Below are 25,551 nucleotides of genomic sequence, written 5' to 3' on the forward strand. Positions count from 1 at the left end.
TGGGGGCCGACCTGCCAGGCAACAACGCGCGCGCCGCTCAGATACGCGCGCTTACTGACAAGCCTCACAATCCGGTTCGTCGATGGCACAGGCTTTCGGTACGGGAGCCGGGCCGGCGCTCATTTCCACTTCCGGAGCCTTGGCCGGTGCTGCGCTGAGGCTATCGCCGCCACCACTGGACACGGCGTTGAGCTTGCCGGTGTTGATGGTGGACTTCTCGGTGCTGGTCGCGGCCAGGGCACGGAGGTAGTAGGTGGTTTTCAGGCCACGGTACCAGGCCATGCGGTAGGTCACGTCCAGCTTCTTGCCGCTGGCGCCAGCGATATACAGGTTCAGCGACTGGGCCTGGTCGATCCACTTCTGGCGACGGCTGGCGGCGTCGACGATCCACTTGGTCTCCACTTCGAAGGCGGTGGCGTACAGGTCTTTCAGATCCTGCGGGATGCGCTCGATCTGCTGCACGGAGCCGTCGTAGTACTTGAGGTCGTTGACCATCACCGAGTCCCACAGGCCGCGGGCCTTGAGGTCGCGCACCAGGTAGGGGTTGATCACGGTGAATTCGCCGGACAGGTTCGACTTCACATAGAGGTTCTGGTAGGTCGGCTCAATGGACTGCGACACGCCAATGATGTTGGAGATGGTCGCGGTCGGGGCGATGGCCATGATGTTGGAGTTGCGGATGCCTTTCTTCACGCGCTCGCGCAACGGCGCCCAGTCCAGGGACTCGGACAGGTCGACATCGATGTACTTCTGGCCACGGGCCTCGATCAGGATCTGCTGCGAGTCCAGCGGCAGGATGCCCTTGGACCACAGCGAGCCGTCGAAGGTGCTGTAGCTGCCGCGCTCGTCGGCCAGTTCACAGGAGGCCTGGATGGCGTAGTAGCTGACCGCTTCCATGGACTTGTCGGCGAACTCCACCGCTGCGTCGGAGCCGTAGGCGATGTGCTGCAGGTACAGGGCGTCCTGGAAGCCCATGATGCCCAGGCCCACCGGACGGTGCTTGAGGTTGGAGTTCTTCGCCTGCGGCACGCTGTAGTAGTTGATGTCGATGACGTTATCGAGCATGCGCACGGCGGTCTTCACGGTGCGGCCGAGTTTGGCGGTGTCCAGCTTGCCGTCGACGATGTGGTTGACCAGGTTGATCGAGCCCAGGTTGCAGACGGCGATCTCGTCCTTGTTGGTGTTCAGGGTGATTTCGGTGCACAGGTTGGAGCTGTGCACCACGCCCACGTGCTGCTGCGGGCTGCGCAGGTTGCACGGGTCCTTGAAGGTCAGCCAGGGGTGGCCGGTTTCAAACAGCATCGACAGCATCTTGCGCCACAGGTCTTTGGCCTGGATGGTCTTGTACAGCTTGATCTTGCCGTACTCGATCAGGGCTTCGTAGTACTCGTAGCGCTCTTCGAAGGCCTTGCCGGTCAGGTCGTGCAGGTCCGGCACTTCGGAGGGGCTGAACAGGGTCCACTTGCCGTCGTCGAACACGCGCTTCATGAACAGGTCCGGAATCCAGTTCGCGGTGTTCATGTCGTGGGTGCGGCGGCGGTCGTCACCGGTGTTCTTGCGCAGTTCGAGGAATTCCTCGATGTCCATGTGCCAGGTTTCCAGGTACGCGCACACGGCGCCCTTGCGCTTGCCACCCTGGTTTACGGCCACGGCGGTGTCGTTGACCACCTTGAGGAAGGGCACGACGCCCTGGCTCTTGCCGTTGGTGCCCTTGATATAGGAGCCCAGCGCGCGCACCGGGGTCCAGTCGTTGCCCAGGCCGCCGGCAAACTTGGAGAGCATGGCGTTGTCATGGATGGCGCCGTAGATGCCCGACAGGTCATCCGGCACGGTGGTCAGGTAGCAGGAAGACAGCTGCGGGCGCAGGGTGCCGGCGTTGAACAGGGTCGGGGTCGACGCCATGTAGTCGAAGCTGGAGAGCAGGTTGTAGAACTCGATGGCGCGCTCTTCCTTCTGCGGCTCTTCGATCGCCAGGCCCATGGCCACGCGCATAAAGAACACCTGGGGCAGTTCGAAACGGGTGCCATCCTTGTGGATAAAGTAGCGGTCGTACAGGGTCTGCAGGCCCAGGTAGGTGAACTGCTGGTCGCGCTCATGGTCGAGGGCGGCGCCCAGCTTGGCCAGGTCGTAGTCCTTGAGCTTGGGATCGAGCAGCTCGAATTCCACGCCCTTTTCCACGTAGGCGGGCAGGGCCTTGGCGTACAGCTCGGCCATTTCGTGGTGGGTGGCGCTGTCGGCCACGCCGAGGAACTTCAGGCCTTCGGCGCGGATGTTGTCCATCAGCAGGCGGGCGGTGACGTAGCTGTAGTTGGGCTCACGCTCGACCAGGGTGCGGGCGGTCATCACCAGGGCGGTGTTGACGTCGCTCTGGGCCACGCCGTCGTACAGGTTCTTCAGGGTTTCCTTCTGGATCAGCTCGCCATCCACTTCGGCCAGGCCTTCGCAGGCCTCGCTGACGATGGTGTGCAGACGGCCCATGTCCAGCGGCTGCACGCTGCCGTCGGCGAGGGTGACGCGGATGCTTGGGTGTGGCTGGGCCACTTCGCCGGCACTGGCGCTCTTGCGCTTGACGGCCTGGGCTTCACGGTAGATCACGTAGTCGCGGGCGACCTTCTGCTCGCCGGCACGCATCAGGGCCAGCTCGACCTGGTCCTGGATTTCTTCGATATGGATGGTGCCGCCGGAGGGCATGCGACGCTTGAAGGTGGCGGTGACCTGCTCGGTCAGGCGGGCAACGGTGTCATGGATACGCGACGAGGCAGCGGCTGTGCCGCCCTCAACAGCGAGAAACGCCTTGGTGATGGCCACGGTGATCTTGTCGTCGGTGTAGGGGACGACAGTGCCGTTGCGCTTGATCACGCGCAGCTGGCCGGGGGCGGTGGCGGCCAGGTTCTGACTGGCATCGGCCGCCTGCGGCGCAGTGCCTTGCGGGTTCTCGCGGGTGGTGTCGGTATGCATGAAAGTCTCCATGTTCTTTATTTATTGGTAGGACGCTTTTATTCGTCTTCCTTGCGGCCGAGGCCATTCATTCCATTTCCACAACGCCACGCGCGCAGCGGGAAACGCCGGGCGCATGGGACTTGCAAATTGGGCTGGGAAGGACGACTAAAGCGCCTTCCTGGCTCAAAAGTCACACATCGAGGCGCCAGGCGCCTCGACTACTACATCTTGTGGTGCAGTGGCCGGAGCCACTGCTGCCGAAAAGGGTTTCAGACGCGCCAGGCGCGGAGCTGAATATCAGCCGCCATACGGGGGCGGGCTTGTTGCAAAGAGCGTTTCAGCCTGCCGGTGACAGCCGTGGACAGTGCTTGCCAGGGCCTTTGTCAATAGTGTCCGGTGCTCAGGCTAAACCCAACATGTGGTGGGTGTTGCGCGATGGGGATACAAGATAATGCGCTATGTGGGGTATTGCAAGGTGGCCGGCGCTGAACAAGCTGTGGATAAGGTGTGGGTGGATTGTGGGTGAGTTGCGCCGATCAACGGGCAGGCCCCATGGTTGCTGGCTTATACCGTTCGTCGGTGCCGACAAGGGGCGCTGTGGGGTTTTGCAGTGCGTGGTGTGGTGCACATTGTCGCACTATATGTAGTGTTTTACCGACGAGCTGGCATGCGCTATGCAGCGCCGGTGCCATTGTTACAATGCCCACCTTTATGCAGCCCTCGGGAGTGGTTTGTGGATCAGCAGGCGTGGCACATCCTTATTGTCGAAGATGATCAGCGTCTGGCCGAGCTGACCCGTGAGTACCTGCAGGGCAATGGCTTGAATGTCTCGGTGGAAGGCGATGGTGGCCGGGCGGCGGCGCGCATCCTGGCCGAGCAGCCGGATCTGGTGATTCTCGACCTGATGCTGCCGGGCGAGGATGGCCTGAGTATTTGCCGCAAGGTGCGCGGTCAGTATGAGGGGCCGATCCTGATGCTGACCGCGCGCACCGATGATATGGACCAGGTGCTGGGCCTGGAAATGGGCGCCGATGACTATGTCTGCAAGCCGGTGCGCCCGCGGGTGTTGCTGGCGCGTATTCGCGCCTTGCTGCGTCGCCGTGAAGGCCCGGAACTGGGCGAGGCGCAGGAGCGCCGGCGCCTGCAGTTCGGCCCCCTGGTGATCGACAACGCCATGCGTGAAGCCTGGCTGGGTGAGCAGGGCATCGAGCTGACCAGTGCCGAGTTTGACCTGCTCTGGCTGCTGGCAGCCAACGCCGGGCGCATCCTCTCGCGTGAGGAAATCTTCAACGCCCTGCGTGGTATCGAATACGACGGTCAGGATCGCTCCATCGATGTGCGCATCTCGCGCATCCGTCCGAAAATCGGTGACGATCCCATGCACCCGCGGCTGATCAAGACCGTGCGCAGCAAGGGCTACCTGTTCGTCGCCGAAGCGGCCATCGAGGCCTGATGAATTCCATCTTTCTGCGCATCTATGGAGGCATGCTGGCGGTGCTGGTACTGGTGGCCCTGCTGGGCACCGGGGGCCTGCAGCTGTTGAACGAGGTGCGTGCCGATCAGTACCGCGAGCGCCTGGCCCAGGGGACTTTTCGCCTGATGGCGGACAATCTGCTGCCCCTGGAGGATGTCGAGCGGCGCCGCGCCCTGGCCCTGTGGGGGCGGTTGCTGGGGGTGCAGCTGCAGATTCAGCCGCTGGCCGAGGTGACGCTCGATGGCGGCGAGCGCAACCGCCTCAAGCGTGGCCAGGTGCTGGTGCGCCAGAGCGGCGAGCATGGGGCGACGGTGTACAGCCAGTTTGCGCAGAACTCGCCGCTGTTGCTGGTGGCCGAGGTGCAGCAGGTCAGCGAGCAGCTGGCCAGGGCCACGATGTTCCTGCTGATCGATGAGCTGGTGCGTCACCCCTGGGACGAGCAGCCGCGGCGCCTGCGTGAATTGCAGGTGAGCAAGCAGTTCGGCTTCGACCTGCGCCTGCAGCGTCTGGATCAGGCCTATCTGGATCCGGATCAGCGCCGCCGGGTGGATGAAGGCGACACGGTGATGGCGCTGGGCCGCGGCGGTGACAGCATCCACGTGTTCTCCGGCATCGTCGATACGCCCTGGGTGCTGGAAATCGGCCCGTTGTATCAGATGAACCCCTATCCGACGCATTTGCTGTTGCTGATCACCGCGCTGGGCCTGAGCCTGATTGGCCTGATGGTCTACCTGCTGGTGCGTCCTCTGGAACAGCGCCTGCGTGACGTCGAGGGGGCGGCCACGCGCATCGCCAGTGGCCGCCTGGATGCCCGGGTGCCAGCCCGTGGCAGTGACTCGGTGGGGCGTCTGGCGGCGGCCTTCAATGCCATGGCCGAGCATTTGCAGAGTTCCCTGAGCATGCAGCGTGAGCTGGTGCGCGCGGTGTCCCATGAGTTGCGCACGCCGGTGGCGCGCCTGCGCTTTGGTCTGGAAATGATCGGTGATGCCGAAACCGAGGCGGCGCGGCGTAAATACATGGAAGGCATGGACAGCGATATCCAGGACCTCGACAAGCTGGTCGACGAGATGCTCACCTACGCGCGCCTGGAGCAGGGCGCGCCGGCCCTGAGTTTTCAGGGGGTGGATCTGCGGCAGCTGGTTGGTCAGGTGATCGAGGAGCTGGCGCCGCTGCGCGCCGGGGTGCGTCTGGAGCTGGGCCGGACACTGGATGCGCAGGATGGCAGCGGTGCAGTGGTCGAGGCCGAGCTGCGCTATCTGCACCGCGCCTTGCAGAATCTGGTCAGCAATGCCCTGCGCCATGCCGAGTCGCGGGTGCGGGTCAGCTACCAGATCGGCCATCTGCGTTGCCGGGTGGATGTGGAGGATGACGGCCCGGGGGTGCCCGAGGAGGCCTGGGAGCGCATCTTCAGCCCCTTTCTACGCCTGGATGACAGCCGCGCCCGCGCCTCCGGCGGCCATGGTCTGGGATTGTCCATCGTGCGGCGGATCATCTACTGGCACGGCGGGCGGGCGCAGATCAGCCGCAGCGAGAGTCTGGGTGGCGCGCGCTTTAGCCTGATCTGGCCGCGTAAGCAGGGCTAGGGTGCGCACGACACATCCGACGCAGCCATTGTTTCTGACTGCCTTGTAGGGTGGATGGCGCTTTACCCATCCACCAGCGGCAATGGTGGATGAAAACAGCGTCATCCACCCTACAGCTTGGGGCAGCTTTAGAACGGTGCCGGGCACTCGAATCGCATACGCTCACCCGTCTGTGGGTGAGTCAGGCTGAGCATGCTGGCATGCAGGCACAGGCGCGGGTAGGCGGCCAGTGCCTCGGGGTGGGCGTACAGACCGTCGCCCAGCAGCGGGTGGCCGATGGACAGCATATGCACGCGCAGCTGATGGGAGCGCCCGGTGATGGGCGTCAGCTCCACGCGGCAATGGTCGGCGTGACGCTCCAGGACTTTCCAGTAGGTCAGGGCATGCTTGCCCAGTTCATGGTCGACCACATGGCGCGGCTTGGTTGGCGGGTCGTAGCGCAGCGGCAGGTCGATGCTGCCGCTTTCGCCCTCGGGCTGGCCCCAGCACAGGGCGGTGTAGGCCTTCTCGGTTTCGCGGTCGTGGAACTGCCGCGACAGCTCGCGGTGGCTGTCGGCGTCGCGGGCCAGCACGATGATCCCCGAGGTTTCCCAGTCCAGGCGATGGACGATACGCGCCTCCGGGTAGCCGTTCTCCTGCAGGCGGGTCACCAGGCAGTCGCGGTTGTCCTCGGCGCGGCCCGGCACCGAGAGCAGCAGGGTGGGCTTGTTGATCACCAGCAGGGCAGGGTCCTGATGGAGGATTTCTACTTGGCTTAGCGGCATGGGCTTCTTGAGTGCGCGTCGGTCTGCTGGTGTAAGAGCGGGCTTGCCCGCGATGACTTTATCGTTGCTGGTTAAAAGCTTCGCGGACAAGTCCGTTCCTACAGGTTCTGTGTAAGGCTGAAATAAAATGGCGGCCCTTAAGGCCGCCATCTGATCAGGTTGCGCCTGCGGATACGGATTAACGATCCGGCAGGGTGATATTGAGTTCCAGAATGGAGCAGCTGCCCTGGTTTTCCAGCGCCACATGCACCTGATCCTGGTCGATATTGACGTACTTGCGGATCACTTCGACCAGTTCCTTCTGCAGGGCCGGCAGGTAGTCCGGCTGGCTGCGTTGGCCGCGCTCGTGGGCGACGATGATCTGCAGACGCTCTTTCGCGATGGACGCAGGGGTTTCCTTTTTGCGTTCACGAAAGAAGTCAAAAATGTTCATTAGCGTGCTCCAAACAGGCGGTGCATGAGTCCTTTCTTCTGCACGTCAAGGAAGCGATGCGGCACTTCCTTGCCGAGCAGGCGGTCGACGGCGTCGCTGTAGGCCTGGCCCGCGTCGCTCTGGTCATCGAGAATCACCGGCACGCCCTGGTTGGAGGCCTTGAGCACCGCTTGCGATTCCGGAATCACGCCGAGCAGGCGAATGGCGAGGATTTCCTCGACATCTTCCACGCCAAGCATCTCGCCCTTGGTCACGCGCTCGGGGTTGTAGCGGGTCAGCAGTAGGTGTTCCTTGATCGGCTCCTCTCCTTTCTCGGCGCGGCGCGACTTGCTGGCCAGCAGGCCGAGCATGCGGTCGGAGTCGCGGACCGAGGACACTTCCGGATTGGTCACGACAATCGCTTCGTCGGCGAAGTACATGGCCAGGTGGGCACCCTTCTCGATGCCGGCCGGCGAGTCGCAGACCACGTATTCGAAGTTTTCGCGCAGCTCGTTGATGATCTTCTCGACGCCTTCCTGGGTCAGGGCATCCTTGTCACGGGTCTGGCTGGCGGCCAGCACATAGAGGTTTTCCAGGCGCTTGTCCTTGATCAGGGCTTGGCTCAGGGTGGCTTCGCCGTTGACCACGTTGACGAAGTCGTACACCACGCGGCGTTCGCAACCCATGATCAGGTCGAGGTTACGCAGACCGACGTCGAAGTCGACGATGACTGTCTTGTGCCCGCGCAGGGCGAGGCCGGTACCGATGGCGGCGCTGGTGGTGGTTTTACCGACGCCACCCTTGCCGGAAGTGACTACGAGGATCTTGGCCAAGGTGATTCACCCCAAAATGTAAAGAAAGACGGGAATCCGGCAGCCAGAGAAGGCTTCCAGATGCCTTTTGATGTCCCTGAAAAAGTGCCGGCAGTATCCGTTAAAGGCGTTTGATGTTCAACACATCACCCGACAGGCTGACATGCACCGCTTCGCCCCACAGCGGGTCGCGGCGCAGGTCTTCGGCGACCTTGTAGTGCCCGGCGATGGACAGCAGCTCCGCGCCCATCTGCTGACAGAAAATCCGCGCGCCGGTGTTGCCCTTGACCCCGGCCAGGGCGCGGCCGCGCATCGGCGCATACACATGGATATTGCCGTCGGCGAGAAGTTCCGCGCCGGCGCTGACCGGGGCCAGCACGATCAGGTCGGCGCCCTGGGCATAGACCTGCTGGCCGCCGCGTACCGGGCTGCTGATGATCTTGCTCGGACGCAGTTCCGGTTCGGCCGGTTTGCTCGGCGCCACCGGGGCTGGCGCAGGGTCGATGGGCCGTTCGCGGGCGCCGGAAGGGGGCAGTACGGGCAGGTCCAGGGCTTCGGCGGCCTTGATGTCGTCTTCACGACTGGCACGCACGGCCAGGGTGCGCAGACCATGCTGGCGGCACAGGCTCATCAGGGCATCGAGATCGAGCGTACCTTCGCCTTCCGGCAACTTGTCCAGGGCCAGCACCAGGGGGGTGTTGCTGAAAAAGGCGGGGGCCTGGGCCACCTTTTCGCCGAGCTGTTGGTCGAGGCGGGCGAGGTCGTTGTGCGCCAGCTCCATCACGGTGATGGCCAGCATGCTGCCCTTGAGTTGGAATACGGGGTCTTGGTCGAGGAGATCGGCTTGGCTCATGGTCTGCCTGGGCGGCCTTATAGCAGCTGGGGAAGTGACCGGGACTTATAGCGAGAACGTCGCCGCCCCGCAAGTTGTCGGGCGGGCAGGGGTGGATGCAGCCTGTTAGAATGCCGCGCTTTGTTAAATGTTCAGGCCTGTTTATGGATCGTCCGGTTTTCCGTGCTGCCTTTCTTCATCCGCGTTTCTGGCTGTTGTGGCTGGGGCTGGGACTGCTGTGGCTGATTGCCCAGCTGCCGTATCGGGTGCTGTTGCTGCTGGGGCGCGCCCTGGGGGGGGGGATGTACCGTCTGGCCGGTTCGCGCCGGCGCATTGCCGCACGCAACCTGGAGCTGTGTTTCCCGCAGATGCCCGCCGCCGAGCGTGAAGCCCTGCTCAAGGAGAACTTCGCCTCCACCGGCATCACCTTTTTCGAGATGGCCATTGCCTGGTGGTGGCCGGCTGCCCGTCTGCGTCGCCTGGGTACGATTGAGGGGCTGGAGCATCTGCGTCAGGCCGAGGCCGACGGTCAGGGCGTGATCCTCATGGCGCTGCATTTCACCACTCTGGAGATGGGTGGGGGGCTGCTCGGCATGGCCCAGGATATGTACGGCATGTACCGCCCGCACAAGAATCCGCTGTTCGATTACATGCAGCGCCGCGGCCGTGAACAGCGCCTGCTCGGGGTGATCGGCCGCGACGATGTACGCGGCATGCTCAAGCTGCTGCGCGCAGGTGGCGTGGTCTGGTATGCGCCGGACCAGGACTACGGCGCCCAGCGCAGTGTCTTCGTGCCGTTGTTCGGTGTGCCGGCGGCCACGGTCACGGCCACCAGCAAGTTCGCCCGTATGGGCCGGGCCAAGGTAATTCCCTTTACCCAACAGCGGTTGCCCAATGGGCAGGGCTACCGCCTGGTGATCCATCCGCCCCTGGCCGACTTCCCCGGCGACAGTGAAGAGGCCGATTGCCTGCGTATCAACCAGTGGATCGAACAGGCCATCCGCGTTTGTCCCGAGCAGTACCTGTGGGCCCACCGCCGCTTCAAGACCCGCCCGGCGGGTGAGGCCAAGCTCTACCGCAAGGGTTGAGGTGGGGCGCCAGGCGATTGGCGAGTACGGCCCATCACTCTGTTTTATTGACGTAAGCGGTTCCGTGCCCAGTGACGGGCCTCCTATACTGCGGGAAAACACTAGGCGGATCTTATGGCGCAACTGGCTTCTTCCGCTCAGCCCCTGACCGGGCTGATTCTCTCTGGTGGTGGTGCGAGGGCGGCCTATCAGGTCGGGGTACTGGCGGCGATCGCCGATCTGTTGCCCGATGCGGCGCACAACCCCTTTCCAGTTATCGTCGGCACCTCGGCCGGGGCCATCAATGCCGTGGGTCTGGCTTGCGGGGCCATGCATTTCACCGAGTCGGTGCGCCGCCTGACCACGGTTTGGCAGGGCTTTCATACCGATCAGGTGTATCGCAGCGACTGGCTGGGGGTGTTGCGCCAGGCCACGCGCTTTATCGGCCACAGCCTGCTGGGCCTGGGCGGCGATATTCCGGTGGCGCTGCTGGACAGTTCACCCCTGGCCGAGTTGTTGGCCCGCGAACTGGACTTTTCCGGTATTGCCGCTGCAGTGCGCCACCGGCAGTTGCGGGCGGTGGCGGTCACGGCCTTCGGCTACGAAACGGGCCAGGCGGTGACCTTCTACCAGGGCCGCGCCACCATCGACCCCTGGTTCCGCCATCGCCGTGTGGGGGTGCCTACCCGTCTGGGGCTGCAGCATTTGCTGGCCAGCGCCTCGATTCCGCTGGTATTCCCGCCGGTGAAGATCAATCGCGAATACTTCGGTGACGGCGCCGTGCGTCAACCGGCACCGATCAGCCCGGCCCTGCATCTGGGTGCCAATCGGGTGCTGGTGGTGGGGGTTAGCGGCAATCCCAACAGTGAAACCCGCTCGGCGAGCGAGCAGCGTCCACAGCAGGTGCGGCCGCCGACCCTGGCGCAGATCAGTGGGCATATGCTCAACAGTACCTTTATCGACAGCCTGGAAAGCGATATCGAACTGCTCGAACGCCTCAACCAGATGAGCCGGCTGCTGGCCCCGGAACAGCGGCCCAAGGGCCTGGGCCTGAATCCGGTGGATGTGCTGGTGATTGCCCCCAGCCAGCCGCTGGACGCCATTGCCGCGCGCCATCGGCATGAGCTGCCGCGTACCCTGCGTCTGTTCCTGCGCGGCCCGGGCGCGACCCGTTCCAGTGGCGCCGGGGTGCTCAGCTACCTGCTGTTCGAGCCGGGTTATTGCAATGAGCTGATCGAGCTGGGCTATCAGGACGCCATGGCGCAGAAGGAGCGGTTGATCGAGTTTCTCTGCCTGAGCAGTCCGCCGGTGCCGACTGTCGTGCCGGTACCGGCTTAGACTCTAATTGGCGTACATAAAAAGACTCTGTACCCATCGCACAAGGGTAGGCTCAGGCCGGCCTTGCAGAGGCGGCTAGAGTAGGGTGCGCTGTGCGCACCAAGTCTGGTAACGCAATGCCGGTGCGCACGGCGCACCCTACAGATCCTGCCCAGCCTATGTTCGGTGGCGCTGACCGAATGCTCAGGCTACGGGGCATTGCATATAAAAAAGCCGCTCCCAGGGGAGCGGCTTTTTATTGCCGAGTAGGCCGTTAACCGCCTAGGTAGGCGCGGCGAACATCCTCGTTGGCCAGCAGGCTGGCGCCTGTGTCTTCCAGAACGATATGGCCGTGTTCCATCACATAGCCGCGATCGGCCAGCTTCAGCGCCTGGTTGGCATTCTGCTCGACCAGGAAGATGGTCACGCCTTCGCTGCGCAGTTGCTGAATGATCTCGAAGATCTGCTGGATGATGATCGGCGCCAGACCCAGGGACGGCTCGTCCAGCAGCAGCAGCTTGGGCCGGCTCATCAGCGCACGGCCGATGGCGAGCATCTGCTGTTCGCCACCGGACATGGTGCCGGCGCGCTGGTCGAAGCGCTCCTTGAGACGCGGGAAGAGCTGCAGCACATGTTCCATCTGCGCCGCATTGTCGGCCTTGCTGGCGAAGAAGCCACCCATGGCCAGGTTCTCTTCCACGGTCAGGCGGGAGAACACGCGGCGGCCTTCCGGCACCACGGCCAGGCCCAGGCGCATGATCTCGGCAGTGCTCAGGCCGCTGATATCCTGGCCTTCATAGAGGATCTGCCCGCTGGCGGCACGCGGGTCGCCACACAGGGTCATCAGCAGGGTGGTCTTGCCGGCACCGTTGGCGCCGATCAGGGTGACGATCTCGCCCTTGTTCACCTGCACGCTGACATCATGCAGGGCCTGGATCTTGCCGTAGAAGGTGGAGATATTGTTCATCGACAGCATGGTTTACTCCTCACCCAGGTAGGCCTTGATCACCGCCGGATTCTGGCGGATCTCGTCCGGTGTCCCGGCAGCCAGCGGGCAGCCCTGGTTGATCACCACGATATGGTCGGAAATGCTCATCACCAGCTTCATGTCATGCTCGATCAGCAGCACGGTGATCTCATGGTTGTCGCGCAGATCACTGATCAGCGCCTTGAGATCATCGGTTTCCTTGGGGTTCAGGCCCGCCGCCGGTTCGTCCAGCATCAGCAGGGTCGGCTGGGTCACCATGCAGCGGGCGATTTCCAGACGGCGCTGCTGACCGTAGGCCAGGGTGCTGGCGGTACGGTTGGCGAACGGTAGCAGGTCGACCTTCTCCAGCCAGTAGGCGGCCCGCTCCAGGGCCTCCTTCTCGGCACGGCGGTAGGCCGGGGTCTTCAGCAGGCCGGCGACGAAGTTGGTGTTGAGGTGACGGTGCTGGGCCACCAGCAGGTTCTCCACCACGGTCATTTCCTTGAACAGGCGCACGTGCTGGAAGGTGCGGATCATCCCCTTGCGCGAGATCTTGAAGCCGGGCAGGCCCTGGATCTCCTCACCATGGAAGAGGATCTTGCCGTCGGTGGGGGCATAGAACCCGGTCAGGCAGTTGAATACGGTGGTCTTGCCGGCGCCGTTGGGGCCGATCATGGACACCACCTGTCCTTTGTTGACGGTCAGGTTGACTCCGTTGACGGCCAGCAGGCCGCCAAAGCGCATGGTCAGACCGGAGACTTCAAGCAGCGGTTGGCTCATGTGCGCAGCTCCAGATGCGGGCGTTTCATCGGCAGCAGCCCCTGTGGGCGCCAGATCATCATCAGCACCATCAGCAGGCCGAACAGCAGCATGCGGTACTCGTTGAACTCGCGGGCCAGCTCCGGCAGCACGGTCATCACGATGGCCGCCAGGATCACCCCGAGCTGCGAGCCCATGCCACCCAGCACGACGATGGCGAGGATGATCGCCGACTCGATAAAGGTGAAGGATTCAGGGCTGATAAAGCCCTGGCGCGCGGCGAAGAAGCTGCCGGCGAAACCGGCGAAGGTGGCGCCGATGGTGAAGGCGGTCAGCTTGATCGCGGTGGGGTTCAGGCCCAGGGCGCGGCAGGCGATCTCGTCTTCACGCATGGCTTCCCAGGCACGGCCCAGCGGCATGCGCAGCAGGCGGTTGATCACGAACAGGGTGGCCAATACCAGCAACAGGGCCAGCAGGTAGAGGAACATGACCCGGTGGTTGGTGTTGAAGGCGATGCCGAAGAACTCGTGGAATGTCTGCGCGCCCTCGCTGGCCCGGCGGCTGAACTCCAGACCGAACAGGGTCGGCTTCTCGATATTGCCGATGCCGTTGGGGCCGTTGGTCAACCAGGTCATGTTGTTCAGCAGGATGCGGATGATCTCGCCGAAACCCAGGGTGACGATCGCCAGGTAGTCGCCGCGCAGGCGCAGTACCGGAAAGCCCAGCAGGAAGCCGAACAGCGCCGCCAGGGCGCCAGCTGCCACCAGGCCCGGCCAGAAGCCGATCTGGAAGTACATGCCGAGCAGGGCGGTGCTGTAGGCGCCGACGGCGTAGAAACCGACGTAACCCAGGTCCAGCAGGCCGGCCAGCCCGACCACGATGTTCAGGCCCAGGCCCAGCATCACGTAGATCAGCACTAGGGTCGCCAGGTCGATGGCGCCACGGTTGGCGAAGAACGGGAAGACGATGGCGGCAGCGATGATGAAACACCAGAACAGCCGGCGTAGCGCCACGATATCGCTGAGTTTGCTCAGGCTCAGCGGCATGCTCGGTTTGGCCGGCAGCTTGCCACGCACCGCTTCGATGTAATCGCGCAGCAGGTTGTAGAGGAAGATAAACAGCGCAGCGCCGGCAATCTTCCACAGCACATCGGGGCTCGCGCCGGTGATGGTCAGGCCGGTGCCGGCCTGGGTCAGGCGAACACCGAGGAGCAGGCCGGTGAGGATGGTGACCACCACCAGCGACAGCAGGGCGGGTTTGAAATGCAGTTGCTTCATACCTTCTCGACCTCCGGACGACCGAGGATGCCGGTGGGGCGGAACAGCAGGATCAGGATCAGCAGGCTGAAGGCCACCACATCCTTGTATTCGCTGCTGAAATAACCTGCGGTGATGGCTTCGGTCACGCCCAGCAGCAGGCCACCGAGTACGGCGCCGGGGATGCTGCCGATGCCGCCGAGTACCGCCGCGGTAAAGGCCTTGAGGCCGGCCATAAAGCCGATATAGGGGTTGATCACACCGTAGTACATGCTCAGCAGCACGCCGGCGACCGCGGCCAAAGCAGCGCCAATGATAAAGGTCATGGCGATGATGGCGTTGGTGTTGATGCCCAGCAGGTTGGTCATCTTCAGGTCTTCGGCGCAGGCGCGGCAGGCGCGGCCGGTGCGCGAACGGGAGATGAACAGGGTCAGCAGGGTCATGGTGATAAAGGTGACGGCGAAGATCACCAGCTGCATATAGGACAGCGAAGCCTGAAAGCCGTCACCCGGGCCGAAGTTCCAGCCGCCGCTGATCATGCTCGGCATGGCGATATCGCGCGAGCCCTGGGCCAGGCGCACCACGTTCTGCAGCAAGATGGACATGCCGATGGCGGAGATCAGCGGGATCAGGCGATTGCCGCCGCGCAGGGGACGATAGGCCACCCGTTCGATACTGAAACCATAGGCGCTGGTGACGATCATGCTGATGACAAAGGCGCCGACGATCATCAGGGGCAGATAATCCAGGCCCATCAGGGCCATGGCGGCCAGCACGATAAAGGCCACATAGCTGCCGATCATATACACCTCGCCGTGGGCGAAGTTGATCATGCCGATGATGCCGTAAACCATGGTGTAGCCGATGGCGATCAAGGCATAGGTGCTGCCCACGGTGAGCCCGTTGAGCAGCTGCTGAATAAAGTAGAGCAGAGGTTCGGTCATAACTGCGTAACCTGCGGATACGGATAGACAAAGCCCACTGCAGAAAACTGCAGTGGGCTTCGGCTTAGACGGGAAGGATTACTCGCTCAGTGCAGTCTTGGTGCCGTCGGCATGCCATTCGTAGACTACGAAGCTGAAGTCTTTCAGGTCGCCTTTCTCGTCGAAGGCCAGCTCGCCGGTGGGGGTGTCGAAGCTGTTGGCGCGGATAGCATCAGCCACCTTGGCGGTGTCGGTGTCACCGGCCTTGGCGATACCCTCGGCAATCACCTGAACAGCCGCGTAGGCCGGGAACACGAACGGACCGCTCGGGTCTTCGTTCTTGGCCTTGAAGGCGGCAACCAGCGGTGCGTTCTTCGGGTCTTCGTCGAAGGCCTTGGGCAGGGTCACCAGCATGCCTTCGGAGGCCTCGCCGGCGATGGCGGAGATGTCGGCGTTACCCACACCTTCCGGACCCATGAACTTGGCATTCAGACCCTGCTCCTTGGATTGACGCAGAATCAGGCCCAGCTCCGGGTGGTAGCCACCGTAGTAGACGAAGTCGACGTTCTCGCGCTTGAGCTTGCCGATCAGGGCGGAGAAATCCTTGTCGCCAGCGGTAATGCCTTCGAAGGCGGCAACCGGAATGCCGGCCTTTTCCACTTCCAGCTTGACCGCAGTGGCAATGCCTTCACCGTACTGCTGCTTGTCGTGGATCACGGCAACGCGCTTGGGCTTGATGCTGTCGACGATGAACTTGCCGGCGGTCGGGCCCTGCAGGCTGTCCAGACCGATGGTGCGGAACACCAACTGGTAGCCACGGGTGGTGATGTCCGGGTTGGTGGACGCGGCGGTGATCATCAGTACGCCTTCGTCTTCATAGATGTCGGACGCCGGCTGAGTGGAGCTGGAGCACAGGTGACCCACCACGAACTGCACACCGTCGTTGACGATCTTGTTGGCGACCGCAACGGCCTGCTTGGGGTCACAGGCATCGTCATAGACCACGCCTTCGAGCTGGGCACCATTGACGCCGCCGGCCTTGTTGATCTGCTCGATGGCCATTTTGGCGCCGATAAACTGCATGTCGCCGTACTGAGCCACCGGACCGGTCACCGGGCCGGCCAGGCCGATCTTGATGGTATCGGCAGCCATCGAATAGCTGGCGACGCCGGCCATGGCCATGGCGGCAAACAGTTTAGAAATCTGCTTAGTAGCCTTATTCATAATGCTCCACTCGTTATTTTTTGTTTGTTGTAGTTCTGGCGCCAAGGCTGCAGAACCGGGTGCGAACCCCGGCCATACCCCCGGCAACTTGACCGCTGCAGTGTAGAGTGCGGCTTCGCGGCTTGAAAAGCCGGTTGTCGGAAGCAATTGCCCTGAGTGTCGCATGGGTGACACAAACGTACAGAAAAACGCCGTGGCTGTGCGGTCATTTCTCTACGGCTCATCAGGCTTGCCTGAGTGACACCTGACGCTATCATGAGCGCCGCATCGATACTGACCTTTTGCACAGGAACACAGCATGACAGATCAAGCTAGCACCCTTTATGCCAAGCTGCTCGGCGAAACCGCGCCCATCACCTGGCAGGAGCTGCAGCCGTTCTTTGCCCGCGGTGCGCTACTCTGGGTAGAAGGTAGCCAGGATCTGGTGGCCATGGCCGAAGCCGTGGCCGAAAATGATCAGGCCCGGGTCAGTCAGTGGTTGCAAGGCGGGCTGCTGGGCAGGCTCGACGATACGCGTGCCGAAGACCTGCTAGCGCGCGATCCACAACTCTGGGCCGTGGTCGTGGCTCCCTGGGTACTGGTGCAGGAACGCACAACTGCCCCTGCGCTGCACTGAAAGCGAGCAGCCAAGGCCTACGCAGAGCCGAGGTGGCGCGCTACGTCTACCGAGAGGATCTGACATGTTTGTACCCGGCCATCTGCATCGTGAGCGCCTCCTGGCCAGCGAGGGCATCTCAGCCTACTGCGTTGACGTCTATTACGAGGTGCGTCATGACCCGGATCAGGGCGCGATGATGCACTTTCGCATGTGTGGTCATGTCGCAGGGCGTGAGTTCACTGAAAGCTTCGCCATGCACCGTGACACCGCCTACAACTTCGCCAGCCTGCTGGGCAAGATCGCCCAGCGTCAGGGCCTGCCAGCCGGGCATGGGCCGATCATGGCTCATCACGACGAATACGATGCCATGTTTGCTGACATTCGCCAGCAGCTGGCGGTCAAGCCTGGCGAAGCGGTCAACCTCGATCACCTGGAGCAGGACCGGCTCTAGCAAAGGCACGGCACAGGCGGTTGCACTGTCCTGCCGTTCAGAGTCATTGCCAGGCGTCGGCAATACAGTCTATCTGCACGACGCCATCTCCGGGTTGCAAGGCCGCCCAAGTGTAGACATCGCCCGACAGCACATGAACCGATCCCGGTGACTCGTCAGTCGGGCTATCGGGGAGCTTCAGGGCGGGGGCCCCGTGGTCGAGCCAGGCATAGGCCAGCGTGCGGCTGCCATCCCTGAAAAGATGGACATGCACCCCAGCCGGCAGACCCTCGACCCGCCCGAGGTAAAGATGATCGCGCAGTAACGTTGTCTGGTCGGAAAGGGTGAACCCAGGCAGCGTCTGACCCTTTTGGCTTGCATCGAGGTTGTCGAGTGAATTGATCAGCGGGCCACACGAGCTTTAGCCGCTAAAATCACAAGCATCTATGGAGGAATCTACGTGACGAACCCCAAAGGGGGTCACCAATAGGCCAAGGCAGGGGCTATATCGACAAGCGTGATCGTGCCTGCAGGGTCGGCGGGTCTATTGGGGGCGCCCGTTACGTCTGATTGGGGCGTGCCACTGGTATGCGCGTTTCTTCCTGAACGTCGTCATCTTCAAGCTCACTGTGCCATTAATCCTATAGGAACACCCATGGAAGCCGCAAAACCCCAGCTAATACGCGAAACCCTCCCTGTCGGGCCTTTGCAGTGCAACTGCACCATCATCGGTGACCCTGTGACCAAGAAGGCCATAGTGGTCGATCCGGGCGGCAATCCCGAGCAGATCATGGCGCGCCTGGACGCCCATGGTCTGAAGGTGGTCAGCATCATTCACACCCACGCGCACCTGGATCACTTCCTCGCCTCCGGGCAGATGAAGGAGAAGACCGGCGCGACCCTGCATCTGCACAAGGAGGATCAGTTCCTCTGGGACAATCTGGAGATGCAGTGCCGCATGTTCGGCGTGCCCTATACTCCAGTACCGGCGCCGGATCAGTGGCTCAGTGATGATGAGGAACTGGCTTGTGGCTGTGGCGTGGCCTTGCATACGCCGGGGCATACGCCGGGGTCCATGAGTTTCTGGTTCCCCCAAGACAAGCTGCTGATTGCCGGCGATACCCTGTTCAAGCGTGGCATCGGCCGTACGGATCTGTGGGGTGGGGATTATTCGACCATCGAGCGTTCGATCAAGCAGCGCCTGTACCGCCTGGATGAGGACGCAACCGTGGTCACCGGTCACGGCGACGACACCCGTCTGGGCGACGAAATGCGCGAGAACCCCTTTGTGCGAGCCTGAGCAGGGAATCTTTCAGTGCTTTCAGGCTCCAATCCACACAGGGCTTTGTGTCCATCCGATCAATTGCTGGAGTACTCACCATGTTCAAACCTTCACGAATGATACTGCTGGCCGCTGCCGTGGCCCTGGGGGCCGGCTGTGCCGTGCAGAACCCCTATGTGCGTGATGATGGCGAGATGCGCAAGTCGACCACCTACGGCACCATCGGTGCAGTGGCGGGCGCAGCCATCGGCGCGGCGACTTCCAGCAAGAAGGATCGCACCAAGGGCGCGTTGATCGGTGCTGCAGTGGGGGGCGCGGCCGGGGGCGGTTATGGTTATTACGTCGACCAGCAGGAAGCCGAGCTGCGCCGTAGCATGCAGGGCACCGGTGTCGAAGTGCAGCGCAATGGCGATGATCTCAAGCTGATCATGCCGGGTAATATCACCTTCGCCACCAACTCGGCGGATATTGCCGGCAACTTCTATGCGCCGCTGAACAACCTGGCCAACTCCTTCAAGCAGTACGACCAGAACAGCATCGAAATCGTCGGCCATACCGACAATGTCGGTGCCTACCAGTACAACATGACTCTGTCCCAGCGCCGGGCCCAGAGCGTAGCCAACTACCTGACCGCCCAGGGCGTCAACGGCATGCGCATCAGCACCCGCGGCATGGGCCCGGACCAGCCGGTAGCGAGCAATGCCAGCGAGTCGGGTCGGGCGCAGAATCGCCGCGTGGAGATCAACCTGCGACCGCTCTGATGCTGTAACGGCATACTTCCCGACAAAGCCCTCCACGTGAGGGCTTTGTCGTTTTACGCCGGGCGAGTGCTCGTCTAGCCTCAAGGTAGACCGTCAGCCAGGGATTCGGCGGCCTTTATCGCAGGTTGATAGGGAGTCGACATGGAAAGGCGTGAGGCGTGGGGTGGGCGCTCCTGGCTGGCTGGGGCAGTGACGCTGGGCCTGTTGCTGGTACTCGGCAGTCTGGTGCTGTGGCAGTGGCAGCAGGGTCAGCAGCGTGCGCAGGCGCAGCAGCAGGAGCGTTTCCAGCTGGAGGTGGAGGATATCGGCCAGCGTGTCCTGTCTCGCATGCAGACCTACGAGATGGTGCTGCGTGGCGTGGCCGGCCTGATGAGTGGCAGCGAACATGTCGATCCCCAGGAGTGGGACCGCGCCCTAGAACAGCTGCAGTTGCAGGAGCGCTACCCGGGCATCCAGGCCCTGGGCTGGTCGCGTTATCTGCGCCAGGCGCAGCTGCCAGGCTTTCTCGAAGAAATCCGCCAGCAGGGACGCAAGGATTACCAGGCCTTCCCCCCCGAAACCCGTGAGCAATACCTGCTGATCGACTACCTGAGCCCGCTGGACTGGCGCAATCGTCGCGCCCTGGGCTTCGATATGCTCAGTGAGCCGATCCGGCGGGCGGCTGTCGAGCAGGCGATCATCACGGGTGAGGCGACCCTCAGCCCTCCGGTTATCCTGCTGCAGGAAACCGATGTGGACGTGCAAGCCGGGGTGCTGTTCTACCTTCCCGTGTACCAGGCGGAGCAGGCGCTGAATAGCGCCGAAGCGCGTCGGGCAGCGCTGCTCGGCACCGTGCATGGCGCCTTTCGCGGAGAAAACCTGATCAAGGGGGTTTTGGGGGCCAAGGCCGACCGCTTCGATATTGCCATCCGTGACCAGCAGACGCGTGACACCTGGCTGGTACGCGCGCCGCCACGCAGCAATGGCTGGACGGCGGCCTTTGAGGAGCAGCTGCAGTTGTCGCTGTTTGGCCGCACCTGGCTGCTGACCGTAAGCAGTACGCCCGAATACGAAAGTGGCCTGAGCCCTGGCGAGGAGGGCCTCAATCTATTGAGCGGCCTGCTGGCAGCCGCATTTCTGGCCTTGCTGATCGGCGGCTACCTGCACCAGCGTGAACGCCAGCTGCAGGCCAGCCAGCGCATGACCGGGCAGCTGCGCGAACGTGAAGAGCGCTTTCGCCTGCTGATCGAGCGCTTACCGGTGGCGACCCTGCTGTGCAATGCCCAGGGCCGCATCGAAATGGCCAACCGCAGTGCCGCCGAACTGCTTGGCTGTGCGGCCGAGCAATTGCAGGGGGAGCGGGTCAGTCGTTATCTGTCGATGGAAGGCGATCTGGCCGCATTGGCCGAGCGGGCCGGGCGCAATGGCCTGGACGAGGAGTTCGAGGCGCGCAACGAGCAGGCCGAAAGTATCGCCGTGGGCCTTAGTCTGAGCGTACTGAGCGGGAGCGCGGCGCCGGACTATCTGCTCAACCTGGTCGACCTGCGGGCACGCAAGGGCGCCGAAGAACGTTTCCGCCTGGTGGTCGAGGCGTCGCCAAATGCCATCGTGCTGGTTGACAGCCAGGGGCGCATCGCCATGGTCAACAAGCAGACCGAGCAGCTGTTCGGCTATGCCCGCCATGAACTGCTCGGCCAGGCGGTGGAAATGCTGCTGCCGGAGAGCCTGCGCCACACTCATGTACCGCTGCGCCAGGGCTATCAGCAAGACCCGCAACCGCGGCGCATGGGCAGCAACCGCGAACTGTTCGGTCAGCATCGCGATGGTCGGCCATTGCCGCTGGAGGTGGGGCTGTCGCCGATTCGCACCAGTACCGACAATCTGGTGCAGGCGGTGATCATCGATATCAGCGAGCGCAAGGCCGCCGAACAGCGCCTGCGCGAGCAGACCGAGCAGCTGATGCTGGCCAACCGCTACAAGTCCGAATTTCTCGCCAATATGTCCCATGAGCTACGCACGCCGCTCAATTCCATCCTGATTCTCAGTGACCAGCTGCGCCGCAACGTGGCCGGCAACCTGACGGAGAAGCAGAGCAAGCACGCCGATATCGTCCACCGCGCCGGCAGTGATCTGCTGCAACTGATCAATGACGTGCTGGATCTGGCCAAGGTCGAGTCCGGGCGTCTGCAGCTCAAGCTGGAAGCCCTGAATGTGCAGGAGCTGCTGGTGGAGTTGGATGCCGGCCTGCGGCCCATGGCCGAACTCAAGGGTCTGCGCCTGCAGACGCGACTGGAGGACGGGGTGCCACGGATGGTTCAGGCGGACCGCGGGCGTTTGCAGCAGGTGCTGCGCAACCTGTTGTCCAATGCCCTGAAATTCACCGAGCAGGGCGAGGTCAGCCTGACCGTGGCCTGTGACCCGCTGGGGGCCGAGGAGGGCAGCGAGCTGATGGTGTTCGAGGTGCGCGACAGCGGTATCGGCATCGCCGCAGAGCAGCATGAGCAGATCTTCCAGGCTTTCCAGCAGATTGACGGTTCCACCAGTCGGCGTTTTGGTGGCACCGGTCTGGGCCTGGCCATTACCCGCCAGCTGGTACAGGCCATGGGCGGCGAGATCAGTCTGCAGAGCGCACCCGGGCAGGGCTCCTGTTTTACCGTACGTCTGCCGGTGCAATTGCTCCCGGCTCCGCAGCGAACTCCCCATGAGGTATTACCGGAGCCAGCACGCAGTGGCCGGGGGCCGGCGCTGCTGATCGTCGAGGACGATATCAATTTCGCCAGCGTGATCATCGAGCAGGCCCACGCCCATGGCTTTTCCTGCGTGCATTGTCGCAGCGGTCAGCAGGCCCAGCAGGTGCTGGCGCAGGAGGCGTTCAGTGCGGTGATTCTGGATATTCTGCTGCCCGATATCAGTGGCTGGCAGCTGTTTCGCAGCCTGCGCAGCCACAGCAAATGGCGTGATATCCCGGTGCATATCATTTCCTGCGTGCCACAGCCGGACGACTGGCAGGACCAGGACGCCCGCTATCTGGTCAAACCCATCAGCCGCGAGAGTCTGGAGCAGGTGTTTGTCGACCTGCAGCAGGGCCCGGGTGGGCAGCGCAAGCTGTTACTGGTGGAGGATGTGGAACTGGAGCGCGAGCACTATCGCCAGCAGTTGCAGGCCCAGGGCTTCAGTGTGCGCGCCTGCGCCAGTGCCGAGGAGGCGCGCAGCCTGTATGCCGACGAAGCCTTCAATGCCCTGGTGGTGGACCTCGATCTGCCCGACCTGGACGGCTTTCAGCTGCTCCAGCAACTGCATGCCATTCGCGCCCTGGACAGCCTGCAGGTGGTGGTCAATACCGGACTGGATGTCAATCAGCAGACATTGCAGCGCCTGCATCACTATTCGGCCCAGGTGGTGCGCAAACAGGGCGAGAATACCGACCTGCTGGTCGAGGCCCTGCAGGGCTTTCTCGGCGATATGGCCGCTCCCCAGGCCGCCGAGTTGCTGCATGGCAGCCATGTGCTGCTGGTCGACGATGACGTGCGCAATCTCTATGCCCTGACCGCCCTGCTGGATGAGGTCGGGATCCGCGTCAGTACCGCCAGCGATGGCCAGGAAGCCATCGATCGCTGCCTGCGCGGGCACTTTGATCTGATCCTGATGGACATGGCCATGCCGATTCTGGACGGCTACAGCGCTACCCGGGCACTGAAGGGCGAGCATGGCTGCAAGACCCCGATCATTGCCCTGACCGCCCATGCCATGAAAGGCGATCGGGAGAAATGCCTGGCCGCCGGCGCCGATGACTACCTGGCCAAACCGGTGGCCAGCGAGCAGCTGCTGGCGATGTTGCGCCGCTGGCTGCACAAGTCGACGTTCGGCCAGGGCAGATAGGTGGACAATGATCTAACCTGATGCTTGAGTTTCGTGGCACTTTGCACCGTCGGTGCAGTGCCGGCAGCCCACAGGAGTATGGGGCTGCAGCCAGGGAAAAGGAGAGTGCTATGGGGCAGGTCCAGGCCCATTCGTCCCGCAAGACCCAGATTCTGCTGGTGGTGGATGATCGACCGGAAAACCTTGAGGCCATGCAAGCCTTGTTCGAGGATGGCGACTGGCAGCTTCGTTGTGTGGAATCGGGTGAGGCGGCCCTGCGTTGCCTGCTGGAAGAGGATGTCGGCCTGGTCCTGCTGGACGTGCAGATGCCGCATATGGATGGTTTCGAAGTCGCCCGGCTGATGCGTGGCAACCCGCGCACCCGCTTTGTGCCGATTATCTTCGTCTCCGCCATCGCCCAGACCCAGGATGCGGTGCTCCAGGGCTACTCCACCGGCGCAGTGGACTTCGTGCTCAAACCCTTCGACCCCAGCGTGCTGCGGCACAAGATCAACTCCCTGCTGGAGTTCGAACGCAACCGCAGTGAACTGCTGCAACTGACCCAGCAACTGGACAAGGCCCGGGCCTTCAATGCCTCGGTGCTGGACAACGCCGCCGAAGGCATCATGGTGGTGGGCGAAGACGGCCATATCCAGTTTGCCAACCCGGCCATGGCGCAGATGCTCGGCTGTGCCGTGGCCGAGTTGCAGGGGCGCGAATTGCTTGGTCTGCTGCACAGCCCGCAGATCGACTGCGACTGGCGCCTGTCGGAGTTCTACCGCCACTGGCGGCGCAGCGAAACCTACCGCCTGCATGATGCCAGCCTGCATATCGAGGGCGGTGGCAGCGTACCGGTGGCGCTGTCTTGCTCGCCCTTGCCCAGCCTGCAGCACGCCATGGTGGTGATCGCCCTGGATCAGTCCGCCGAGCGTCACCTGCGCGCCCAGCTGCAATCCCAGGCAGTCACCGATGCGTTGACCGGCCTGCTCAATCGCCATGGCTTCCAGCAGGCCCTGGGCCGTGCCCTAGCCCGTATCGAACGCAGTGGCGAGCGGCTGGCCGTGCTCTACCTGGATCTGGATGGCTTCAAGCGTATCAACGACTCCATCGGCCACGACGCCGGCGACCTGCTGCTGCAGCATGTGGGCGAGCAGCTCAAGAGCTGCCTGCGCCCCTATGACAGCCTGGCACGTATCGGCGGTGATGAGTTCGCCGCCCTGCTGGAAAATCTGGAGCACCCCGAGGATGCCGCCAAGGTGGCGGAAAAGCTGATCGAACAGGTCTCGGTGCGCCATCGACTGGATGGTGTGGACTTTACCCTGGGCGCCAGCGTCGGCATCGCCAGCTTTCCCGAGTGCGGGCAGACCGCCGAAGGCCTGCTGCGCGCCGCCGACATGGCCATGTACGAGGCCAAGGGCGCCGGCCGTCAGCAGTACCGCTTCTTCTCCCCGGAAATGAATGGCCGCGCCCGTTCCCGGTTGATGCTGGAAGAGAGCCTGCGCAGCGCCATCGAGCAGGACGATTTTCGCCTGGTCTACCAGCCCCAGGTCTATCTGGACAGCGGCCGCCTGCGTGGGGTCGAGGCGCTGCTGCGCTGGCAGCATCGGGTGGCCGGTACCGTGGCCCCGGGGGTGTTTATCCCGTTGCTGGAGGAAACCCGGCTGATCAACCACTTGGGCGAGTGGATCTTTCGCGCCGGTATCAGCCAGGCCCGGCATCTGGCCGATCTGCATGGCCAGCAACTGGTGCTGAGCCTGAACGTCAGTCCGGTGCAGTTCGGCATGCCGCAGCTGGTGGAGGATTTGCGCCGACTACTGGACGCCTATCAGCTCAACCCCGCGCAGCTGGAAGTGGAAGTCACCGAGAGTGCCCTGATGCAGGATCTGCAGACCACCCAGGAGCAGCTGCGCCAGCTGCGCGCCCTGGGGGTGAAGATCGCCATCGACGACTTCGGCACCGGTTATTCGTCCCTGGCCTATCTGCGCCATTTCGAGCTGGACACCCTGAAGATCGACCGTCTGTTTATTGCCAATATGCTGGAATCGCCGCGCGACGCTGCGGTGGTCAGCACCATCCTCGACCTGGGGCGCAACCTCAATCTGGAAGTGATTGCCGAAGGGGTGGAAACCGAGGCCCAGCGCCAGTGGCTGGTGGAGCACGGCTGCGCCATCATGCAGGGCTTTCTGGTGGCGCCGGGGTTGTCTGCCGAGCAGCTGGAGCAGTTTCCCCTGCAGCTGGACTGGAACCAGCTGCCATGCCTGGATGGCCCATCCAGCGAAGGATAAGCGGCGCTGCCGTGTGCCTCGCACACGG

The 25,551-nt window shown here is 63.1% G+C and carries 20 protein-coding genes; 10 read left to right on the forward strand and 10 right to left on the reverse strand.

The annotated features are described in order from the left end of the window. Nucleotides 1-51: 51 nt before the first annotated feature. Entirely contained in the window at nt 52-2,958 is a 2,907-nt protein-coding gene (locus tag GJV18_RS06395; protein WP_160343866.1) for a ribonucleoside-diphosphate reductase subunit alpha, read from the reverse strand. Between the two features lie 715 nt (nt 2,959-3,673). Here GJV18_RS06395 and GJV18_RS06400 point away from each other — a divergent pair. Both GJV18_RS06400 and GJV18_RS06405 read left to right on the forward strand, forming a co-directional pair. Then, nucleotides 3,674-4,393, forward strand: a complete 720-nt coding sequence (locus GJV18_RS06400; protein ID WP_160343867.1) for a winged helix-turn-helix domain-containing protein — start codon at nt 3,674-3,676, stop codon at nt 4,391-4,393. Then, nucleotides 4,393-5,997 (forward strand): ATP-binding protein, encoded by a 1,605-nt coding sequence (locus GJV18_RS06405; RefSeq protein WP_160343868.1) that lies wholly within the window; start codon nt 4,393-4,395, stop codon nt 5,995-5,997. The genes GJV18_RS06400 and GJV18_RS06405 overlap by 1 nt, the downstream gene beginning before the upstream one ends. A 128-nt stretch (nt 5,998-6,125) precedes the next feature. On the opposite strand, the gene GJV18_RS06410 is transcribed toward GJV18_RS06405, so the two are convergent. The 4 genes from GJV18_RS06410 to minC form a co-directional block, all read right to left on the reverse strand. Beyond that, on the reverse strand, nt 6,126-7,007 hold the full coding sequence (locus GJV18_RS06410; RefSeq protein WP_325065244.1) for an RluA family pseudouridine synthase: 882 nt from the start codon (nt 7,005-7,007) through the stop codon (nt 6,126-6,128). Next, entirely contained in the window at nt 6,940-7,194 is a 255-nt protein-coding gene (gene minE / locus GJV18_RS06415) for a cell division topological specificity factor MinE (protein WP_160343870.1), read from the reverse strand. The genes GJV18_RS06410 and minE overlap by 68 nt, the downstream gene beginning before the upstream one ends. Further along, complete coding sequence (gene minD, locus GJV18_RS06420) at nt 7,194-8,006, reverse strand: septum site-determining protein MinD (protein ID WP_160343871.1); 813 nt, start codon at nt 8,004-8,006, stop codon at nt 7,194-7,196. The genes minE and minD overlap by 1 nt, the downstream gene beginning before the upstream one ends. A 100-nt stretch (nt 8,007-8,106) precedes the next feature. Next, the gene (gene minC, locus GJV18_RS06425) at nt 8,107-8,838 is read right to left on the reverse strand and encodes a septum site-determining protein MinC (RefSeq protein WP_160343872.1); all 732 of its coding nucleotides are present in this window, start codon (nt 8,836-8,838) and stop codon (nt 8,107-8,109) included. Between the two features lie 143 nt (nt 8,839-8,981). Between minC and GJV18_RS06430 the strand changes: the two genes are divergently transcribed. Next, entirely contained in the window at nt 8,982-9,905 is a 924-nt protein-coding gene (locus GJV18_RS06430; protein ID WP_160343873.1) for a lipid A biosynthesis lauroyl acyltransferase, read from the forward strand. 114 nt (nt 9,906-10,019) lie between these two features. Further along, nucleotides 10,020-11,222 carry a patatin-like phospholipase family protein gene (locus GJV18_RS06435; RefSeq protein ID WP_160343874.1) on the forward strand — a complete coding sequence of 401 codons (1,203 nt, stop codon included), beginning with the start codon at nt 10,020-10,022 and terminating at the stop codon, nt 11,220-11,222. Nucleotides 11,223-11,475: 253 nt separating this feature from the next. Here the strand turns inward: GJV18_RS06435 and GJV18_RS06440 are convergent, their stop codons facing one another. From GJV18_RS06440 to GJV18_RS06460, 5 genes are all read right to left on the reverse strand, one after another. Next, complete coding sequence (locus GJV18_RS06440; RefSeq protein ID WP_160343875.1) at nt 11,476-12,177, reverse strand: ABC transporter ATP-binding protein; 702 nt, start codon at nt 12,175-12,177, stop codon at nt 11,476-11,478. A gap of 3 nt (nt 12,178-12,180) precedes the next feature. Next, entirely contained in the window at nt 12,181-12,948 is a 768-nt protein-coding gene (gene livG / locus GJV18_RS06445) for a high-affinity branched-chain amino acid ABC transporter ATP-binding protein LivG (RefSeq protein ID WP_160343876.1), read from the reverse strand. Then, nucleotides 12,945-14,204: a high-affinity branched-chain amino acid ABC transporter permease LivM gene (gene livM / locus GJV18_RS06450; RefSeq protein ID WP_160343877.1), complete on the reverse strand. Its 1,260-nt coding sequence runs from the start codon at nt 14,202-14,204 to the stop codon at nt 12,945-12,947. Before livM ends, livG begins: the two co-directional genes overlap by 4 nt. Continuing rightward, a complete protein-coding gene (gene livH, locus GJV18_RS06455; RefSeq protein ID WP_160343878.1) occupies nt 14,201-15,127 on the reverse strand; it encodes a high-affinity branched-chain amino acid ABC transporter permease LivH in 927 nt (308 codons plus the stop codon). Before livH ends, livM begins: the two co-directional genes overlap by 4 nt. 78 nt (nt 15,128-15,205) lie before the next feature. Beyond that, nucleotides 15,206-16,330, reverse strand: a complete 1,125-nt coding sequence (locus tag GJV18_RS06460; protein ID WP_160343879.1) for a branched-chain amino acid ABC transporter substrate-binding protein — start codon at nt 16,328-16,330, stop codon at nt 15,206-15,208. Between the two features lie 298 nt (nt 16,331-16,628). Here GJV18_RS06460 and GJV18_RS06465 point away from each other — a divergent pair, with 298 nt between their 5' ends. The 6 genes from GJV18_RS06465 (at nt 16,629) to GJV18_RS06490 (ending at nt 25,523) form a co-directional block, all read left to right on the forward strand. Further along, nucleotides 16,629-16,946, forward strand: coding sequence for a DUF2288 domain-containing protein (locus tag GJV18_RS06465; RefSeq protein WP_160343880.1), 318 nt, complete (start codon nt 16,629-16,631; stop codon nt 16,944-16,946). A 64-nt stretch (nt 16,947-17,010) separates the two neighbouring features. Then, nucleotides 17,011-17,379: a DUF5064 family protein gene (locus GJV18_RS06470; RefSeq protein ID WP_160343881.1), complete on the forward strand. Its 369-nt coding sequence runs from the start codon at nt 17,011-17,013 to the stop codon at nt 17,377-17,379. A gap of 634 nt (nt 17,380-18,013) precedes the next feature. After that, nucleotides 18,014-18,658, forward strand: coding sequence for an MBL fold metallo-hydrolase (locus tag GJV18_RS06475; RefSeq protein ID WP_160343882.1), 645 nt, complete (start codon nt 18,014-18,016; stop codon nt 18,656-18,658). Nucleotides 18,659-18,738: 80 nt separating this feature from the next. Further along, nucleotides 18,739-19,401: an OmpA family protein gene (locus GJV18_RS06480; protein ID WP_160343883.1), complete on the forward strand. Its 663-nt coding sequence runs from the start codon at nt 18,739-18,741 to the stop codon at nt 19,399-19,401. 141 nt (nt 19,402-19,542) lie between these two features. Next, on the forward strand, nt 19,543-23,259 hold the full coding sequence (locus GJV18_RS06485) for a response regulator (RefSeq protein WP_160343884.1): 3,717 nt from the start codon (nt 19,543-19,545) through the stop codon (nt 23,257-23,259). Nucleotides 23,260-23,369: 110 nt separating this feature from the next. Further along, the gene (locus tag GJV18_RS06490) at nt 23,370-25,523 is read left to right on the forward strand and encodes a putative bifunctional diguanylate cyclase/phosphodiesterase (RefSeq protein ID WP_160343885.1); all 2,154 of its coding nucleotides are present in this window, start codon (nt 23,370-23,372) and stop codon (nt 25,521-25,523) included. Nucleotides 25,524-25,551 lie beyond the last annotated feature (28 nt).

This window comes from Pseudomonas xionganensis, from assembly GCF_009763245.1.
GTDB lineage: Bacteria > Pseudomonadota > Gammaproteobacteria > Pseudomonadales > Pseudomonadaceae > Aquipseudomonas > Aquipseudomonas xionganensis.